Raw genomic sequence first — 20,052 nt, 5'->3', positions numbered from 1 at the left:
CCGGCAGCGAGGCGCTGACCATGATCACCGGGAAATCGACCTGCGGCAGCGGGGCCACCGGCAGCAGCCGGAAGCCCAGCACGCCGCACAGGGTGATAGCGACGGAGAGTAAAATCGTCGCCACCGGACGGTAAATGAAGAGGGCGAAAAACTTCACTTACGCCTCCTCTTCACGTTTCGGGAAGCGGCTTTTCGTCCACAGGGCCAGACGGTCAAACAGCAGGTAGATAACCGGCGTGGTAAACAGCGTCAGCACCTGGCTTACGAGCAGGCCGCCGACCATCCCGATGCCCAGCGGACGGCGCAGTTCGGCCCCCACGCCGGTGCTCAGCATCAGCGGCAGCGCGCCCAGCAGGGCGGCGAGGGTGGTCATCAGGATCGGGCGAAAACGCAGCAGACAGGCCTGGTAAATGGCCTCGCGCGGCGCCATACCCTGCTCGCGCTCGGCGGCCAGCGCAAAGTCGATCATCATGATGGCGTTTTTCTTCACGATGCCGATAAGCAGAATGATGCCGATGATCGCAATCACGTCCAGTTCGCTCCCCGCCAGCATCAGCGCCAGCAGTGCCCCCACGCCCGCCGTCGGCAGGGTGGAGAGAATGGTGATCGGGTGGATAAAGCTTTCATACAGCACGCCAAGCACGATATACATCGCCACCACCGCCGCGACAATCAGCCAGACGGTGCTGCCCAGCGCGGCCTGGAACGCCAGAGTACTGCCCTGGAACTGGGTCTGAATATCGGACGGGAAGCTGAGTTCTTTCTCCGCACCCAGAATGGCCTCCACCGCTTCGCCCAGGGAATAACCGTCCGGCACGTTGAACGAAATGGTGGTGGATGGGAACTGATCGAGATGGTTAATCGACAGCGGGGTGTGACGCTCTTCCACGCTGGCAATGGCGCTGAGCGGCACAATCCCGCCGTCTTTGCTGGTCAGGCGTATCGAGTCCAGCGCGGCAAGCCCGGGCGTGTTCTCGGTGTTATGTTCCAGCACCACGCGATACTGGTTCGCCTGGGTGTAAATGGTGGAGATAAGGCGCTGGCCAAAGGCGTTATACAGCGCGTTATCCACGTCGGACATGGTAATGCCCAGACGGCTGGCGGTGTCGCGGTTGACGTTCACGTACGCCGCCAGCCCTTTATCCTGCCAGTCGCTGCTGACGTCAGAAATCTGCGGCAGTGCTTTCAGCTTGTCCACCAGCTGCGGCACCCAGGTGCTGAGTGCATCAAGCGAGGTGGCCTGGAGCGTAAACTGGTACTGCGTGCGGCTCACCTGCGTATCAATGGTTAAATCCTGGATCGGTTGCAGATACAGCTCAATGCCCGGTACGCGCGCCACAGCGCTTTGCAGACGCTCAATAACCGCGTTGACGCGATCGTCACGGTCATCAAGCGGTTTAAGGTTAATTTGCAGGCGCGCGCTGTTAAGCGACGGGTTGGTGCCGTCCACGCCCACGTAGGCAGTCAGGCTTTCCACCGCCGGATCTTTCATGATGATCTCAGACACCTGCTGCTGGCGCTGCGCCATGTTGGCGAAGGAGACCGTCTGTGGCGCCTGAAGCGTGCCCTGAATAATGCCGTTGTCCTGAATCGGGAAGAAGCCTTTCGGAATGAAAATCCACAGCATGACGCTGAGCGCCAGCGTGCCGAGGGCCACGCCGAGCGTCGCCCAGGGATGGTTCAGGACTTTCGCCAGCACGCGGCCGTAGGCGGCAATAATGCGCTCGAACATCCGCTCGGAGGCGAGGGAGAAGCGGTTTTGCTTGCGCAAAGATTCGTGGCTCAGCATGCGGGCGCACATCATCGGCGTCAGCGTCAGCGACACCACGGCAGAGATCAGAATGGCGACCGCCAGCGTCACGGCAAACTCGCGGAACAGCCGCCCGACGATATCGCCCATAAACAGCAGCGGAATCAGCACCGCAATCAGCGAGAAGGTGAGCGAAATAATGGTAAAGCCGATCTCCCCCGCGCCCTTCAGCGCGGCGGCTAACGGCTTTTCACCTTTCTCGATATAGCGCGAGATGTTTTCGATTACCACGATGGCGTCGTCCACCACAAACCCGGTGGCGATGGTGAGCGCCATCAGCGTCAGGTTGTTAATCGAGAAGTCGAGAAATACCATTACCGCGAACGTCCCGACCAGCGAGAGCGGCACGGCAACGGCGGGAATGATGGTTGCCGGAACGTTGCGCAGGAACAGGTAGATGATCATCACCACCAGCGCAATCGCCAGCATCAGCTCGAACTGGGTGTCAGTCACTGACGCGCGAATATTCGTGGTGCGGTCAGAGAGCACTTTCACGCTGACCGATTTTGGCAGGCTTTCCACCAGCTGCGGCAGCATGGTGCGAATGCTGTCGGCGGTATCAATAATGTTCGCGCCCGGCTGGCGCTGAACGTTCATGACAATCGCCTGCTGCTTATTAGCCCACGCCCCGAGCCAGCTGTTTTCCGCGCCTTGTTCGACGGTTGCCACGTCGCCCAGGCGGATCGGTGCGCCGTTCTGGTAGGCAATGATCAGCTGACGGTATTCATCGGCGGACTGCATCTGGTCGTTGGCGGAGAGCGTGACCGCGCGGGTCGGGCCGTCCAGCGAGCCCTTCGCTGAGTTAACGTTGGCGCTGCTGATGGCGGTGCGAATGGTTTCGCTGGTTAACCCCAGCGCGGCAATGGCCTGGGCATTGAGCTTAACGCGCACAGCGGGGCGTTGTCCCCCTGCGAGCGTCACCAGCCCGACGCCTGTCACCTGCGAAATCTTCTGCGCCACGCGAGTTTCAACCATGTCTTCCACTTGGGTCATCGGCATGGCGGAGGAGGTGACGGCAAGGGTCATGATCGGCGGATCCGCCGGGTTGACCTTGCTGTAAACCGGCGGGTTCGGCAGGTCAGACGGCAGCAGGTTGGTGGCGGCGTTAATGGCGGCCTGCACCTCCTGTTCCGCGACGTCCAGCGACAGGGCGAGCTGGAACTGAAGCGTGACGACCGAGGCGCCGCCCGAGCTCTGGGAGGACATCTGCTTCAGGCCAGACATCTGGCCAAACTGACGCTCCAGCGGGGCGGTGATGGCGGACGTCACCACATCCGGACTGGCGCCCGGATAGAGGGTGACAACCTGAATAGTCGGGTAGTCCACTTCCGGCAGCGCCGACACGGGCAGAAAACGGTAGCCAATGATCCCGGCCAGCAGGATCGCCACCATCAACAGGGTCGTCGCAACTGGACGTAAGATAAACAGGCGTGATGGCCCACCTGTAGAGCTCGGCGGCATCACCTGCATCAGGCTTTTGCTCCTGTATTCTGCGCTTCCACCACCTCGACCTGCGCCCCTTCGGTCAGCCGGTCAATACCGTCGGTTACGACGCGGTCGCCTGCGGACAGCCCGGCGCTGATCACCACCGTCTGACTGTCCTGGATCCCGGTTTTCACCAGGTGTTTGCTGACCTTGTTTTCGCTGTTCAGCACCCAGACAAAGTTGCCTTCACTGCCCATTTGCAGGGCCGCCGTCGGGATCACCACGGCGTTTTCTTCGGTCGCGACCAGCATTCGCGCATTGACGAACTGATTCGGGAACAGGGCATCGTCCTGATTGTTGAAGCGTGCTTTTAACTTGATGGTGCCGGTGGTGGTGTCGATCTGGTTATCCAGGCTCAACAGCGAACCTTCGCTCAGCTTCTGCTTGTTGGTGCGATCCCAGGCTTCAACCACCAGCGATTTTCCGGCCTTCTGCGCCTGTATCACCGTCGCAATGTCGCTTTCCGGCAGGGTAAAGACGAGATCGATAGGGTGCGTCTGGGTGATCACCACGATGCCCGTGGTATCGCCGCTGGAGATTTGGTTCCCGATATCAACCTGTTTCAGGCCCACGCGGCCGTCAATCGGCGCGGTGATCCGGCTCCAGTCGAGCTGGAGCTGGGCGCTGGCGACCGCGGCTTCGTCGGCCTTGATGGTGCCCTGAGATTCACTGACCAGAGATTGCTGGGTATCCAGCTCCTGGCGCGACACGAGGTTGGTTTTTACCAACTGCTGATAGCGGGCTAAATCGCGGCGGGCATTGGCGAGGGTGGCTTTGTCTTTCGCGAGTTGCCCCTGCGCCTGCGCCAGGGCCACCTTAAACTGGCTTGGATCGATTTCCGCCAGCAGATCGCCCGCTTTCACCTGTTGACCTTCCTGGAAGTGGATGGCCATCAGCTGACCGTCTACGCGGCTACGTACCGTCACGGTGTTGGCGGCAGTGATGGTTCCCAGCCCGGAGAGATAACGAGGCACCGCTTTATTCACCGCCGTTGCCGCCTGCACCGGTGCCAGCGCACCGCCGCGCATACCGTGGCGCCCGCCGCCCGTTGGGCGTTGTGAGGGGCTACTGGCGCCAGCAGGTGCCGTGGAGTTCGCTGACTGGCTGTGCCAGTACCAGGCGGCGGCCAGGACCACCACAATCAGACCAGCGGCGATTGCCCAGCGGGATTTGTTACTGCCTTTCATCGTTATACGTTCTCATCCTGAAACTCTTTCGGGGAATGATACTAGTTTAGTCAGGTAACACAGTGGAAAAATGGAGGAAATATGGAAGACTGTCAGGAATGGTCTGAGTGTGGTGCCGCGGTTTCGCCTTCGCCGGGTGGCGCTGCGCTTACCCGGCCAACGGTTGGAGGATCTTGTTGGCCGGGTAAGGCGAAGCCGCCACCCGGCACAACTCCATTAGCTAAACACCACCTGCGCCCAGCGCGCCAGCCCTGCCGTAACGGAGCCAAAGTCATCGCCGCCGGCAATCGGGATCCCCAGCAGCTGTTCCGCCAGCGCTTTCTTGATCAGCGGCGAACGGGCGCTACCGCCGGTCAGGTAAATCACGTCCGGCTTCACTTTGCCATTCTCAAGCGCCAGCTGCACCTGCTCCAGAATACGCTGAAGCGGCTGAGTCAGCGCCATTTCCAGCCCTTCCTGGGTGATAGCCGTAGCCAGATCGTCACTGATAAACGGCAGCGAAACCGCATGCTCAGGACGATCGGAAAGGGCGATTTTGCTCTCTTCGGCGGTGCGCACCACGCGGTAGCTCAGGCGCTGACGCCACACCTTATACAGCAGCGCGACCTTCTCTGCATCCTGTGCATCACGCACCAGATCGTTGAGGAAACGGCCATTCGCGGTGCTGTAAAAATCACTCTGGGCAGGGACGTCGTTGATGGCAATCGCGTTCCACCACGGCAGGATCGGCAGGGCGATGCCTTTCTCGGTTTGACCGCCCATGCCGAGCAGCGGCATCAGGCTCTTGAATGCCAGGGCAATATCCAGATCGTTACCGCCCACTCGGCAGCCGCTGTGCCCCAGCAGACTGTTTTCACGATCGCGACGGTGATGCCACTTCGGACCCATCAGCAGTAATGAGCAGTCCGTCGTACCGCCGCCGATGTCCACTACCAGCACCCGTTGTTCTTCTGTCAGCGTGGCTTCAAAATCCAGCCCCGCTGCAACCGGCTCATACTGGAATACCACGTCACGGAAGCCAGCCCGGTGCGCTGCACGCTCAAGGATCCCCTGCGCCTGCTGGTTGGCTTCGTCGCCGCCCAGCCCCTGGAAGTTGATCGGACGGCCAATCACCGCCTGGGTGATGGCATCCGGCACCTGGGACTGCGCCTGATTGCGGATGTGCAGCATCATCGCGCAGACCAGATCTTCAAACATCGCCACTTGCTGTGGCTTCAGGCCGCTGGCGCCGAGGAAGGATTTCGGCGATTTAACGAAGTAGACCTCTTCCGGATCTTCAATGTACTGCCCGAGGGAAGAGAGGCCGAACTGCACGCTGGAAGGGGTAACGTCGATATCTTCCTCGCGGTTAAAGCTGACCGCACGGCGCAGCAGCGCCTGGGTTTCCGCTGCGGTAGCAGGAACCTGATGATGGCGGAACAGCCACTCGCTCACCGCTTCACGCGTCGGCGCACAGAGCATTGACGGCAACAGCGTACTGCCGTTTTCCATTTTCAGGAGCTGCGGTTGTCCGTTTTGCATTATCGCAACCGAGCAGTTTGCGGTGCCGTAGTCGAATCCAATAAACACAATAAATCCCCATGCCGGTGAGAAGGGGCGAGACTTTAGCGAAATGTCTGCCAGGCGACAACAGGAATATGAAAGCAAGGCGCAACGCGATCTTTCGGTTTATGCTGAGGTAAATACAAAAGGAGAGACAATGTACACCCTGAACTGGCAACCGCCTTACGACTGGTCGTGGATGTTTGGCTTTCTTGCCGCGCGTGCGGTCACGGGGGTTGAGACCGTTACGAAGGATTACTACGAGCGCAGTTTTGGCTATGCCGGGCACCAGGGCGTTTTCCGGGTTACGCCAGACAGCGCAACCCATACGCTTGCGGTGTCGCTTAGCCCTGGCCTGATCCCGGTGGCGGATATCTGCCTGGACCGCATCGCCCGCCTTTTTGACCTCGATTGCGACCCGCAGCACATTGCACAGACCCTCGGCGATCTCGGCGCGGCGCGGCCGGGGTTACGTTTGCCCGGAGCAATGGATGCTTACGAGCAGGGCGTGCGCGCCATTCTTGGACAACTGGTAAGCGTGGCGATGGCGGCTAAACTGGCGTCACGGGTGGTGGCGCTGTGCGGTGAACCCATCCAGGACGCGCCGGGCTACCTCTGCTTTCCTCCGCCAGAGGTACTGGCCGCGGTGGATCCGCTGGCGTTGAAAGCACTCGGGATGCCGCTCAAGCGTGCGGAGTCGTTGATTCATCTGGCGCAGTCGGTGGTGGACGGTGAATTCCCGCTGTTCCCGCCCGCGAACGTTGAGGACGGGATGAAGGCGCTACAGCAGCGCCCCGGCATCGGGCGCTGGACCGCGAATTATCTGGCCCTGCGCGGCTGGCAGGCGAAGGATGTTTTCCTGCCGGATGATTATCTGATTAAACAGCGCTTTGCCGGTATGACGCCCGCGCAGATCCGTCGCTACGCCGAGCGCTGGCAGCCGTGGCGCTCGTATGCGCTGTTACATATTTGGTACACCGACGGCTGGTCGCCGTCAGTTGATGGCGAAATAGCTGGTATTCAGCAGTAGATCGAGCGGCTGCGCTTCCCCAATGGTGTCGCCGTAGATAAAGTCAACGCCGATGCCCGACAGCGTATTCATCATGATCGACTGATGGCATGGCCCGGCAATGGTTTTTATGCCCAGACGCTGGGCATGGCCCTGAATGATGGTCACCATCATCTCGTCCATCAGATTGCCGTGGACGTTGGTCACCACGTCTGCATCCAGCAGCAGATAATCAGCGGTGTTGGCGCTGAGCTGGCTGAAGACGTTCATATCGCGTCCAACCCGCGTCAGCACCACGCGACAGCCAGCCTGACGAAGCTTTTGCAGACCCTGCTGCACGTTTTCATCCGTATTGCTCAGCACATCAGCGGCAATCGCCAGATGCAGCAGCCGCGCCGGCAGCGGACCTTTGGTAATGAGGTCGAGCAGCTCATCCACCAGCGTGACGCTGGCTAAACCCGCTTCTGAGAGCGGCAGCGCGACGCCCATTCCTTTGGCCGCCACCTGTGCGGCATAGGTACGGAAGAATTCGCTGAAGATACGTCGGTCCAGGGCGTGCAGCAGCTCCGGCTCCGCCAGCCCGGCGCGGAAGGCATGCTCTTCCAGCACTTCCCCCTGGCTGGTCCACAGCCGCAAGGAAATCAGCCAGAAGCTACTGCTCTCGGGAATGCGCGGCGAGGCGACGCTGCGGGCGATCATCAGCAGATGGTTATCTTTAATCATGTGCCACTGCTCATCCAGCGACATCATGCTGCGCGTGCTGTGGATCCTCTCCTGCTGGGGTTCGTAGACGGTGACCACGCCGCGCCCGCTGTTTTTCGAGGCGTAGCAGGCGATATCGGCCTGAGACATCACTTCCGCAGCCTGATAATTGGTGTCGTCAATCAGCGTAATCCCCGCACTGGCACCAATGCGGTGCAGGCGTCCTTCCCAGGAAAAATGATAGTTGTTGATGGCGTCGATCAACCGGCCCGCAATGTAGCGTGCGCTTTCGACGTTGCAGTCCGGCAGCAGCAGACCAAACTCGTCGCCGCCCAGACGCGCCAGCACGTCGCTGGAGCGCAGCATGGTCAGCATCAGCGAAGAGAGTTCGCGCAGGAGCGCGTCGCCCGCCGCGTGACCTGCGGTATCGTTCACCGCCTTAAAACGGTCAAGATCGATAAAGACCAGCGCGTGATGCTGATGGGTCTCCTGTACTGTCTGCAACAGACGCTTCAGATGGTTTTCAAAGCTGACGCGGTTCGCCAGGTGGGTCAGGGCGTCATGTGAGGCGCTGTAACTCAGCTGGCGCAGCATTTTGCGCGACTCGGTCACGTCCTGAATCACCAGCACCGAGCCGATGGTGTTACCTTCCAGAGTGCTGAGGGGGGTAATGCTGTAATGAATGTCGAAACTGCCGCCATTGCGGCAGTTAAGCACCACGTCCTGTTCGATATCGGTACGGGACATATCGCCGCTGTGGATGTTTTCCATTAACGGACCGTTCTCGCCGAAGGTAATGTGCAGCACCTTCAGAACGGGCTGACCCAGCGCTTCGCTTTGCGACCAGCCGCTCATCTTCTCGGCGACCGGGTTCATAAAGGTGATGTTCATGTCGATATCGGTGCACAGCACCGCTTCGCCGATGGAGTCGAGGGTGATATGCAGGCGCTCTTTTTCCTGGAACAGCGCCTCGTTCAGCTGCTTCACCTCGGTCATATCCATGTTGATCCCTAACAGCCGCTCCACTTCGCCCTGTTTGTTCAGTACCCGGTTCGCCAGCGAACGAATGTGGCGGATGCCATCCTTGACGCGAATGCGAAATTCCAGCTTGAAAGGCACCCTGGCCTGAAGGGATTCTCGCAGCACCTGTTCGGCGTGGGTGCGATCTTCAGGCACCATGGCCGCATGCCAGAGCTGCCAGGTGGGTTTAATGTGCGTGGGGATCTCGTACAGCTCAAACATCCGCTTATCCCAGCTGATCACGTCCGGCTCGAGATCCCACTCCCATATCCCGATGCCACCGGCTTCGTTCGCGAGGGTGATACGCTCCATCAGACGCTTATTGACCCACTCGGTCTGTTTCAGGTCGTTGATATCTTCAATCTGGGCAATAAAGTAAAGCGGGGTGCCGTCGGCATGGCGCACAACGGAGACGGCCAGCAGCGCCCACACCACCTCGCCGCTGCGAGTGTAGTAGCGTTTTTCGAGGCTGTAGCTATTGATCTCCCCGTTAATCAGCTGTCCCAACTGCTCCAGGTCGGTATTTAAATCTTCTGGCCAGGTTAACTGCTGAAACGTGAGCGACTGGAGTTCAGACTGGCTGTAACCGAGGAAATTGCACAGCGCCTTGTTGGCCTGGAGCCACTGGCCCTCAATGCCCACCAGCGCCATACCAATCGCGGAATATTCCATCGCATTACGAAAACGTTCTTCGCTTTCCGTAATATGTTTACGCTCGGCCCGGAAGGCATACATCACCATCGTCATAATATTGGCGGGGAGCAGCATCATCAGGAAGGGGAGCCACGGCGCGTTGAAGGTGACGATCATGGAGGAGGGCGTCATGGAGAGCGGATTTCGCGCCATCATCAGGGACACCATCATGATGGTGAATAAAAATATCAGGAACGCTTCCATACGCGGCAGACGTACCGCGCTCCACATCAGCAGAACGATGATGCAGGTGAATGGCCACGGCAGCCAGGTGATTGCCGTCCAGCAAAGAACCAGCGTAACGACCAGGGTCACCAGCGTTTCCAGCAGCAGTTTCGGATTGCGGTGGCGCAGCAGGTAATGCGGTTTAAACAGCAGACCTAAAGGCACCAGCGCCAGCGCGCCAATGGCCTCTGAAAGTACCCAGACAAGGAAATTACGCAGCGGCTCCGCGCTCGGCACCAGAAAATGAACCAGAACGCCCCCCACCAGCGGCGGCACAAGGGCACTGCCGAGGGCAAGCCGGACCCAGTCGTTGAGGTTTTGCAGCGGATTATACCAGGGGAGCAGTTTACGCAGTAACAGCGCGCCAACCGTGGCCTCAATGATATTGATCGCCGTGTAGGTGATGTTGAGCGATTCCCATGAGAAGAGCATCCACGAGGCAAAGATATTGCCAAAAGAGCAGGCGAGGGCAATGCCGGGCCACATTTTTCCCGCGTGGCGGTAAAACGCTACCATCATTATTGAAGTCGGGAACCACAATGGCGCCAGCAGCGTACCGAAGCGAGTCAGCTCGAGGGAAAATAAGGTGAAGATGAACGTGACCAGACCCAGACAGACAAGCCGCAGTAAAGGATGTGGGGTAGTAACCAAAACCCGCTGGTATTGTTTATTCATTACCGCTCTATCCAGGGACGCCATGTTGTCAGGAGCCAGGTCCGGACGCGTGAAATTAATAATTTGGTTTATGCTAGTACAAACATTTTACAATTCATATGCCGAGTGCTCAGATTTTGACTTCATAGACTTATAAAATAGTTACTCTGCGAAGAATGGTGATGAAATGGTGAAAATCCGCGCGTAAAAATTTCGCTAAAGGCGTGAAACGGCGCTTTTCAGCCCGCCTCGCATAACCTGCGCATTCGACTGGTATCACGCCCCCGAAATCCCTATAATTGCCGCGTTTGACGCTCCGGCGTCGTCCTTCCTTACATCCAGGTTAATCAGGTCGCTAAATTTATGACTGATAAGTCTCATCAGTGCGTCATCATAGGCATCGCCGGCGCATCGGCTTCAGGTAAAAGTCTTATTGCCAGTACGCTTTATCGCGAACTACGTGAACAAGTGGGTGATGAGCATATCGGTGTTATTCCCGAAGATAGCTATTACAAAGATCAATCCCATCTTTCGATGGAAGAGCGCGTAAAAACCAACTACGACCACCCCAGTGCGATGGATCACAGCCTGCTGTTCCAGCATCTGGAAGCGCTAAAGCGCGGCGAGGCAATTGAGCTGCCCGTCTACAGCTACGTGGAACATACCCGCACTCAGGAAACGATCCGTATCGAGCCCAAGAAGGTGATTATCCTTGAAGGGATTTTGCTGCTCACCGACGCCCGTCTGCGCGAATCAATGAACTTCTCGATTTTCGTCGACACCCCGCTGGATATCTGCCTGATGCGGCGTATCAAACGCGACGTTAACGAACGCGGCCGCTCCATGGACTCGGTGATGGCGCAATATCAGAAAACCGTTCGCCCGATGTTCCTGCAATTTATTGAGCCTTCGAAACAATACGCCGATATTATCGTGCCTCGTGGCGGTAAAAACCGTATTGCCATTGATATCTTAAAAGCGAAAATCAGTCAGTTTTTTGAATAAGCCGTGTGAATTGTGTACCGTTCAGAGATAACCTGGTTTTGCCCTGACGCCGTAAGGCTTCAGGGCGCGATGCACGAAAGGAGAAAGTGCCATGCGTCTTTGTGACCGCGATATAGAAGCCTGGCTGGATGAAGGCCGCCTGTCTATCACCCCGCGTCCGCCGGTTGAGCGTATTAACGGCGTGACCGTCGATGTGCGTCTGGGGAATAAATTCCGCACCTTCAGCGGCCACACGGCACCGTTTATCGACCTCAGCGGGCCGAAAGACGAAGTCAGCGCGGCGCTGGATCGCGTCATGAGCGACGAAATCGTCATCGACGAAGGAGAGGCGTTTTATCTCCATCCTGGCGAACTGGCGCTGGCGGTGACCTTTGAATCGGTCACGCTGCCTGCGGATCTGGTCGGCTGGCTTGACGGACGCTCTTCCCTGGCGCGTCTGGGCCTGATGGTGCACGTCACCGCGCACCGTATCGATCCGGGCTGGTCGGGCCGTATCGTGCTGGAGTTCTTTAACGCCGGTAAACTGCCGCTGGCGCTGCGTCCGGGAATGATGATTGGTGCGTTGAGCTTCGAACCGCTGACCGGCCCGGCAGACCGTCCTTATAACCGCCGTCAGGACGCAAAATATCGCGACCAGCAGGGTGCGGTTGCTAGTCGTATCGATAAAGACTGATCTGTGAGTTCACTGAGGAAGCCATGAGAAGAGTTCTGACAACGCTGATGATTTTGCTGGTGGTGCTGGTGGCTGGCCTTTCAGCGTTGGTGCTGCTGGTTAACCCGAATGACTTCCGGGCCTACATGGTGCGGCAGGTGGAAGCGCGCAGCGGGTATGAACTCAAGCTGGACGGGCCCCTGCGCTGGCACGTCTGGCCGCAGCTCAGCATTCTCTCCGGACGTATGTCGCTCACCGCGCCGGGCGCCGCGCAGCCGCTGGTGACGGCGGATAACATGCGTCTTGATGTTGCGCTCATCCCGCTCTTATCCCATCAGCTCCAGGTTGAACAGGTGATGCTGAAAGGGGCGGTGATTCAGCTTACGCCGCAAACCGAAGCCGTTCGTCAGGCGGATGCGCCGGTCGCACCGCGTGAAAACACCTTGCCTGACGTCCCCTCTGATACCGGCTGGTCGTTCGATATTGGTAATCTGAAAGTTGCTGACAGCGTGCTGGTTTTCCAGCATGAGGATGACGAACAGATCACCGTACGCAATATCAATCTCAGGATGGAGCAGGACGCCAATCATCACGCCACCATGGAGTTCTCCGGGCGGATCAACCGCAATCAGCGCGATCTCAACCTGTCGATGAACGCAAACGTGAACGCTTCTGACTATCCGCACCAGCTGACGGCGGACGTTCAGCAGCTCAACTGGCAGCTGACCGGCGCGGATTTACCCGCGAAGGGGATTGCCGGCCAGGGCACGATGCAGGCGGTGTGGCATGAAGAGCGCAAACAGCTCGAACTGAACGCGCTCAACCTCCAGGCCAACGACAGTTCCCTGAAGGGGCAGGCGAGCGTCACGCTTGATGAGAAACCTAAGTGGGTGCTGGATCTGCAATTCGACAAGCTGAATCTCGAGAACTTGCTTCCGCTCCAACCGGTGAACGCGACCGATGAGGGAGCCACGCAGGTAGGGCAAAGCCAGGCCACGCAGTCGCGTCCGGTGATCTCCTCAAATCTCGATCTGCCTGACTACAACGGCCTGCGCGGATTTACCGCCGACATTCTGCTGAAAGCGAACAGCGTGCGCTGGCGTGGAATTGATTTTACCGACGTCAGCAGCCAGATGTTCAACCACAACGGCCTGCTGGTCATCTCCGAGCTCAGCGGAAAAATGGGAGCAGGGAACCTCTCGCTGCCGGGCACGCTGGATGTACGCAAAGACGTTGCCAGCGCCGCGTTCCAGCCGCGTCTGGAAAACGTTGAAATTGGCACCATCCTGAAAGCCTTTAATTACCCAATTGCCCTCACGGGGCAGCTGTCGCTGGCAGGGGATTTCTCTGGCACGAAGATTGATGCGGATGCCTTCCGTCGTAGCTGGCAGGGGCAGGCGCACGTTGAGCTGAAAGATACGCGCATGGAAGGGCTGAACTTCCAGCAGCTGGTGCAGCAGGCGGTAGAGCGCAGCAGCAGCGTGAAAGCGAATGAAAACTACGACAGCGCAACCCGTCTCGACAGCTTTACCAGTGAGCTTGCCCTCGACAACGGTCAGCTCTCGCTGGACGACATGCAGGGCACTTCGTCACTGCTGGCGCTGACCGGAACCGGCGTGCTGGATCTGGTGAAAGAGACGGCAGACACCCGCTTCAACGTCCGCGTGAAGGCTGGCTGGGAAGGCGAAGGCCAGCTTGTAGAGTTCCTGAAAGAGACGCCGATACCGCTGCGCGTTTACGGAAAATGGCAGGCGCTGAATTACAGTTTGCAGGTCGATCAGATCCTGCGTAAGCACCTTCAGGATGAAGCGAAACGTCGGCTGAATGACTGGGCGGACCGCAATAAAGAGACTCAGTCAGGTAAGGACGTGAAAAAACTGCTCGATAAGCTGTGATGCCTGTTGTGCCGGGTGGCATGTACGGCCTGATGCCCTCACCCTGGCCCTCTCCGACGGGGAGAGGGAGCAAACACTAAAAACGGCAACGAGGTTGCCGTTTTGCTTTTTACCTACACCTCAAAATCCATCTCATCTTCACCGCGCAGCGGTATCAGCTGCACCTTCTGCACGCGATGGCTCTCAACCTGCAAGGTTTTGAGCATGTAATCCCCCACCTGAACCTCTTCCCCCGGCTGCGGAATACGTTGCAGATTTTCCATCAGCAAACCGGCGATGGTGTGATATTCGCGCTTCTCGTCCAGCGGAAGCGGAACGAACTGCACCAGATCTTCGAGCGGCATGTGGCCGTTGGCGGTCCAGCTGCCGTCGGCGTTTTTCTGAATATCGTGGCGCGCATCGATCTCATCCACCTCATTAGGCAGATTACCGGCGATGGTTTCCATCACGTCGCTGAGCGTCACCAGCCCTTCCACAGAACCAAACTCATCAACGACAAACGCGAAGTGGGTGCGCGCGTTGCGGAACTGCTCCAGCGCGGAGAGCAGCGGCAGCGCTTCCGGGAAGACCAGCGGCTGGCGCACCAGCGCGCGCAGGTTTAGCGGCTCGCCGTGAAGCTGCTGTTGCAGCAGGTCAATCACGTGTACCACGCCCAGCAGCTCTTCTTCCTCTTCACCGCCGGTCACGACCACGCGGGTGTGCTGGTTTTTATCCAGCAGGGCACGGATCTGCTCTTCCGGCGCCGTCAGGTCAATATGCTCAATGTCATGGCGGGAGGTCATGATACTGCTCACTGTGCGCTGGTTGAGGTTAAGCACGCGCTCTATCATCCGGCGTTCCTGCGGGTTGAAGATCTGCCCGTCGCTGTGGTCGGCAAGCATCGCCGCGGATTCAGCATCCAGCTCGGCATCCTCTTTTTTGCCGCTCAGCAGGCGCATCACCGTATCTGCGGTGCGCTGCCGTAATGTCTGGTTCGCGGAAAGAAAACGGCGACGGTTGAAAATGGCCAGTTGGTTGAGAAACTCAATCAGCACCGAGAAACCAATGGCGGCGTACAGATACCCTTTCGGGATATGGAAGCCAAAACCATCCGCTACCAGGCTAAAGCCAATCATCAGCAGGAAGCTCAGACAGAGGATGACGATAGTCGGGTGACTGTTCACGAAGCGCGTCAGGGCTTTACTGGCGAGCACCATCAGGGTGATGGCGATGATCACGGCGGCCATCATCACCGCCAGATGGTCAACCATCCCGACGGCCGTGATCACGGAGTCGAGAGAAAAGACGGCATCCAGCACCACTATCTGTGCGACCACCGGCCAGAATTTAGCGCCGCGTCGCTGGGTGGGGTTTTCACTGTCTTTTCCTTCCAGCCGCTCATTAAGCTCAACCGTGGCTTTAAACAGCAGGAACAATCCGCCGAAAAGCATGATCAGGTCGCGGGCGCTAAAGCTCAGACCCTGCACGCTGAATAAGGGTTTGGTCAGCGTCACCAGCCACGAGATTGAGGCCAGTAACAGCAGACGCATCACCATGGCGAGCAGAAGACCCGTCACGCGGGCGCGGTCGCGTTGTGAAGGGGGTAATTTATCGGCAAGGATGGCGATAAACACCAGGTTATCAATGCCGAGCACTAATTCGATGACGACCAGCGTCACCAGCCCGGCCCAGATTGATGGATCGGCAATCCATTCCATAGTAAATGCAATACCTTCTGTTATATGACTAATGTCACACTTCGATCATGGATAAAGCCGACGGAAATTGCAATGCCGGGGTGAGATTTCTCTTAATGCTACACTCAGGTAAACCCCGTTTGCCGGGCGGTGTAAATAAGTTAATTGCGAAGATTTAATTACAGAAGTCGTTATTTAGGAAATATCGCAATAAATGGTCCGGCGTTCTATTTTGTCAATATAAAGAAAATCCGAAAACCTTAAAACTTTGCTCTTAATATTAATCTTAAAAACGGATATTAGGACGGTTGTCTCCTTGCCTGCTATTAGGTTAGCTGCAACAATTCTTCCAGCATCAAATGTTAAAACTCCTTGTTGCTATTTTTGTTTCGGTCTTTGGTGAAGGTTATACATTATCAATCGCCCCTGTGAGGCGTTTGATATATTTCGCAAAAGGCCTTATCCAAGAGGGTGTCTAACCATAACGCATTGTTTAGTCAGTGGATTGGTAACTGAAAGCCAAGGGCGGTAGCGTGCCTGAAAGCGTGTGAATCAGCCTCAATTATTCTGTCAATAGCCAATGGATGAATAAGCTTTTTTTAGGACTGATGCCAGTTATATTGCTAAATGATTAACTGCATTCTGATTGTCACCACGACCCGCGCTTATTTTAATTGCACAGGATAATTACTCTGCCAAAGTGATAAATAATCAATGATGAAATCCAAAATGAAATTGATGCCATTATTGGTGTCTGTGACCTTGATGAGTGGTTGCACGGTCTTTCCCGGCAGCAATATGTCGACAATGGGCAAGGATGTGATTAAACAGCAGGACGCTGATTTTGATCTCGACAAAATGGTGAATGTGTATCCATTAACCCCACGTCTGGTGGAACAATTACGCCCACGTCCAAATGTTGCTCAGCCAAATATGTCTCTGGACCAGGAAATTGCCTCTTACCAGTATCGCGTGGGTCCGGGTGACGTCATTAATGTGACCGTCTGGGATCACCCGGAGCTGACCACGCCTGCGGGCCAGTACCGCAGCTCAAGCGACACCGGTAACTGGGTACAGTCCGATGGCACCATGTTCTATCCCTACATTGGCAAAGTGCACGTCGCGGGCAAAACGCTTGCTGAGATCCGTAGTGATATTACCGGCCGCCTGGCGCAGTACATTGCTGACCCGCAGGTGGACGTTAATATCGCCGCGTTCCGATCCCAGAAAGCCTATATCTCTGGCCAGGTCAATAAATCCGGCCAGCAGGCTATTACTAACGTCCCGCTCACCGTTCTCGATGCGATCAATGCCGCAGGCGGCTTAACCGACGGCGCTGACTGGCGCAACGTGGTGCTAACCCACAACGGCAAAGAGCAGCGCATTTCGCTTCAGGCGCTGATGCAAAACGGTGACCTGACCCAGAACCGCCTCCTCTATCCGGGCGACATTCTGTACGTGCCGCGCAATGACGATCTGAAAGTGTTCGTGATGGGTGAAGTGAAGAAACAGAGCACCCTCAAGATGGACTTCAGCGGTATGACCCTGACCGAAGCGCTGGGCAATGCGGAAGGCATCGATCTGACCGCCTCCAACGCCAGCGGTATCTTCGTGATCCGTCCTATCAAAGGCGAGAACGCGAAGGGCAAGATTGCCAACATCTACCAGCTGGATATGTCCGACGCGACGTCGCTGGTCATGGCAACGTCGTTCCGTCTCCAGCCGTACGATGTGGTCTATGTCACCACCGCGCCGGTTGCCCGCTGGAACCGTCTGATCAACCAGTTGCTGCCTACCATCAGTGGCGTTCGCTACATGACGGATACGGCGAGCGACGTTCATAACTGGTAAGCCGCGATGTTTAACAAAATTCTGGTGGTGTGCGTGGGGAACATTTGCCGTTCCCCCACGGCTGAAAGGCTGTTGAAAAATTACCAGCCTGCGTTAACGGTCGACTCCGCAGGGCTGGGCGCGCTGGTCGGAAAAGGTGCCGACGAACGTGCCGCAAGCGTTGCCCTTGAGCATAACCTCTCACTCGACGGGCACGTTGCCCGTCAGGTCTCTGGCCGGATGTGCCGGGAATATGACCTGATACTCGCGATGGAAAAACGCCACATTCACGCGCTGTGCGATATCGCACCGGAGATGCGCGGCAAGGTGATGCTGTTTGGTCACTGGGATGGTGAGCGCGAAATTCCCGATCCGTATCGCAAGAGCCGCGAGGCCTTTGACGCGGTATACACCTTACTAGACCAGTCTGCCCGTCAGTGGGCGCAGGCACTGAAAGCTCAGCAGGGATAACAATGACAGAAAAAACAAGACCTTCTGCCGCCCCGACGTCGGGCAGTGATGAAATCGATATCGGTCGCCTGGTCGGGACCGTTATTGAAGCGAAATGGTGGGTGCTGGGTATTACCGCCATCTTTGCCGTGGCGGCGATCGTTTATACGCTGTTCGCGACGCCTATTTACAGCGCCGACGCGCTGGTGCAGATCGAACAAAATACCGGAAACTCGCTGGTTCAGGATATCGGTTCGGCGCTGGCCAACAAGCCGCCGGCATCGGAAGCCGAAATTCAGCTGATCCAGTCGCGCCTGGTACTGGGCAAAACGGTTCACGATCTGGGGCTGGATATCGCGGTCACCAAAAACACCTTCCCGGTGTTTGGCGCAGGCTGGGATCGCCTGATGGGGCGCAGTAACGATACGGTAAAAGTGACCGACTTCGTGATCCCAAAAGGGGCAGGGGACCAAACCTTTACCCTGACCGTGCTGGGACCAAAACAGTATCAGCTGACCAGCGACGCGGGCTTCAGCGCACGCGGCGAGGTGGGGCAGATGCTGACTAAAGAGGGCGTCAGCATCAAGGTCAGCGCAATTCAGGCGCATGAGGGCGGGGAGTTTACGGTCACCAAATTCTCGACGCTCGGGATGATCAACAACCTGCAAAACAACCTGACCGTCACCGAAAACGGCAAGGATACCGGCGTCCTGAGCATGACCTTCACCGGTGAAGACAAGGATCAAATCCGCGACATCCTTAATAGCATCACCCGCAACTATCTGGAGCAGAACGTTGAGCGCAAGTCAGCGGAAGCCGCAAAAAGCCTGGCGTTTCTCAGTAAACAGCTGCCTGAGGTGCGCGCCCGTCTGGATGACGCTGAGAACAAGCTGAACGAGTACCGTCAGGACAAGGATTCCGTCGATCTGCCGCTGGAGGCGAAATCGGTTCTCGACTCCATGGTGAATATTGATGCGCAGCTGAACGAGCTGACCTTCAAAGAGGCGGAGATTTCCAAGCTCTATACCAAACGTCACCCGGCGTACCGCACTTTGCTGGAGAAACGTCGTACCCTGGAAGAAGAGAAGGCGAAGCTGAATGACCGCGTGACCGCGATGCCGAAGACGCAGCAGGAAATTGTACGCCTGACGCGTGATGTGGAATCCGGCCAGCAGGTTTACATGCAGCTGCTGAACAAACAGCAGGAGCTGAAAATCACCGAAGCCAGCACCGTCGGCGACGTGCGTATCGTTGACCCGGCGATTACCCAGCCGGGCGTGCTGAAGCCGAAGAAGGCGCTGATTATCCTCGGCAGCATTATCCTCGGCCTGATGCTTTCCATTGTCGGCGTGCTGCTGCGCTCGCTGTTCAACCGCGGTATCGAAAGTCCGCAGGTGCTGGAAGAGAACGGGATCAGCGTGTACGCCAGCATCCCGCTCTCCGAGTGGCAGAAGTCCCGTGACAGCGTCAAAACCGTTAAGGGCGTCAAGCGTTACAAACAGAGCCAGCTGCTGGCCGTGGGTAACCCGACTGACCTGGCGATTGAAGCGGTGCGCAGCCTGCGTACCAGCCTCCACTTCGCCATGATGCAGGCCAAAAACAACGTCCTGATGATGACCGGCGTTAGCCCATCAATCGGTAAAACCTTCGTCTGCGCCAACCTGGCGGCGGTGGTGAGCCAGACCAACAAGCGCGTGCTGCTGATCGACTGCGACATGCGTAAGGGCTACACCCATGAGCTGCTGGGGACCAACAACGTTAACGGTCTGTCGGAAATCCTGCTCGGTAAAGGGGAAATCAGCGAGAGCGCCAAGCCGACGTCGATTCCGAAATTTGACCTGATCCCGCGTGGCCAGGTGCCGCCGAACCCGTCTGAACTGCTGATGAGCGAGCGCTTTACGCAGCTGATTGAGTGGGCGAGCAAAAACTATGACCTGGTGCTGATCGATACCCCACCAATTCTGGCGGTCACCGACGCTGCCGTGGTAGGGCGTCATGCGGGCACCACGCTGATGGTCGCACGCTATGCGGTGAACACCCTGAAGGAAGTGGAAACCAGCCTGAGCCGCTTTGAGCAGAACGGTATTGAGGTGAAGGGGGTCATTCTGAACTCCATCTTCCGCCGCGCGACCGGGTATCAGGATTACGGCTATTACGAGTACGAATACAAGTCTGACAGTAAATAACAAAATGCACCCCACACCCCTCACCCTAACC

General features: G+C 57.4%; 13 protein-coding genes. 7 read left to right on the top strand and 6 right to left on the bottom strand.

The genetic code is table 11. From position 1 onward, the window contains the following. The 4 genes from DD606_RS10945 to yegD all read right to left on the bottom strand — a co-directional run. Window positions 1-157: efflux RND transporter permease subunit (locus DD606_RS10945; protein ID WP_139158316.1), on the bottom strand; the 157-nt coding region annotated here is incomplete at its 3' end. Then, window positions 158-3,280 (bottom strand): MdtB/MuxB family multidrug efflux RND transporter permease subunit, encoded by a 3,123-nt coding sequence (locus DD606_RS10940; RefSeq protein ID WP_022651491.1) that lies wholly within the window; start codon window positions 3,278-3,280, stop codon window positions 158-160. Continuing rightward, window positions 3,280-4,482 carry an MdtA/MuxA family multidrug efflux RND transporter periplasmic adaptor subunit gene (locus tag DD606_RS10935; RefSeq protein ID WP_022651490.1) on the bottom strand — a complete coding sequence of 401 codons (1,203 nt, stop codon included), beginning with the start codon at window positions 4,480-4,482 and terminating at the stop codon, window positions 3,280-3,282. The genes DD606_RS10940 and DD606_RS10935 overlap by 1 nt, the downstream gene beginning before the upstream one ends. Before the next feature lie 216 nt (window positions 4,483-4,698). Then, on the bottom strand, window positions 4,699-6,051 hold the full coding sequence (gene yegD, locus DD606_RS10930; RefSeq protein ID WP_129258630.1) for a molecular chaperone: 1,353 nt from the start codon (window positions 6,049-6,051) through the stop codon (window positions 4,699-4,701). 130 nt (window positions 6,052-6,181) lie between these two features. Here yegD and alkA point away from each other — a divergent pair, with 130 nt between their 5' ends. After that, entirely contained in the window at window positions 6,182-7,054 is an 873-nt protein-coding gene (alkA, locus tag DD606_RS10925) for a DNA-3-methyladenine glycosylase 2 (protein ID WP_047055230.1), read from the top strand. On the opposite strand, the gene DD606_RS10920 is transcribed toward alkA, so the two are convergent. Then, window positions 7,019-10,348, bottom strand: coding sequence for a diguanylate cyclase (locus DD606_RS10920; protein ID WP_058672956.1), 3,330 nt, complete (start codon window positions 10,346-10,348; stop codon window positions 7,019-7,021). The two genes, alkA and DD606_RS10920, sit on opposite strands and share 36 nt — an antisense overlap. 342 nt (window positions 10,349-10,690) lie before the next feature. On the opposite strand from DD606_RS10920, the gene udk reads away from it, so the two are divergent. From udk to asmA, 3 genes are all read left to right on the top strand, one after another. Next, window positions 10,691-11,332, top strand: coding sequence for a uridine kinase (gene udk, locus DD606_RS10915; RefSeq protein ID WP_000130320.1), 642 nt, complete (start codon window positions 10,691-10,693; stop codon window positions 11,330-11,332). A 91-nt stretch (window positions 11,333-11,423) separates the two neighbouring features. Beyond that, window positions 11,424-12,005, top strand: coding sequence for a dCTP deaminase (gene dcd, locus DD606_RS10910; protein WP_013097886.1), 582 nt, complete (start codon window positions 11,424-11,426; stop codon window positions 12,003-12,005). A 23-nt stretch (window positions 12,006-12,028) separates the two neighbouring features. Next, window positions 12,029-13,879, top strand: coding sequence for an outer membrane assembly protein AsmA (gene asmA / locus DD606_RS10905; RefSeq protein WP_048208378.1), 1,851 nt, complete (start codon window positions 12,029-12,031; stop codon window positions 13,877-13,879). A 113-nt stretch (window positions 13,880-13,992) separates the two neighbouring features. Here asmA and DD606_RS10900 read toward each other — a convergent pair whose 3' ends face one another. Then, window positions 13,993-15,576, bottom strand: a complete 1,584-nt coding sequence (locus tag DD606_RS10900; protein ID WP_023314474.1) for a TerC family protein — start codon at window positions 15,574-15,576, stop codon at window positions 13,993-13,995. A gap of 693 nt (window positions 15,577-16,269) precedes the next feature. Between DD606_RS10900 and DD606_RS10895 the strand changes: the two genes are divergently transcribed. From DD606_RS10895 to wzc, 3 genes are read left to right on the top strand one after another with little or no spacing between them, the layout of a single operon-like run. Further along, window positions 16,270-17,406: a polysaccharide export protein gene (locus DD606_RS10895; RefSeq protein WP_003862079.1), complete on the top strand. Its 1,137-nt coding sequence runs from the start codon at window positions 16,270-16,272 to the stop codon at window positions 17,404-17,406. Between the two features lie 6 nt (window positions 17,407-17,412). After that, window positions 17,413-17,856 (top strand): low molecular weight protein-tyrosine-phosphatase Wzb, encoded by a 444-nt coding sequence (gene wzb / locus DD606_RS10890; RefSeq protein WP_129258628.1) that lies wholly within the window; start codon window positions 17,413-17,415, stop codon window positions 17,854-17,856. Window positions 17,857-17,858: 2 nt separating this feature from the next. Then, complete coding sequence (wzc, locus tag DD606_RS10885; protein ID WP_063158916.1) at window positions 17,859-20,021, top strand: tyrosine-protein kinase Wzc; 2,163 nt, start codon at window positions 17,859-17,861, stop codon at window positions 20,019-20,021. The last annotated feature ends 31 nt before the right edge of the window (window positions 20,022-20,052 follow it).

It is taken from the genome of Enterobacter cloacae complex sp. GF14B, assembly GCF_004136805.1.
In the GTDB taxonomy this organism is placed as follows: domain Bacteria; phylum Pseudomonadota; class Gammaproteobacteria; order Enterobacterales; family Enterobacteriaceae; genus Enterobacter; species Enterobacter hormaechei_C.
Note: the sequence above shows the minus strand (reverse complement) of the source record. Positions and strands in the feature narration are given on the sequence as shown.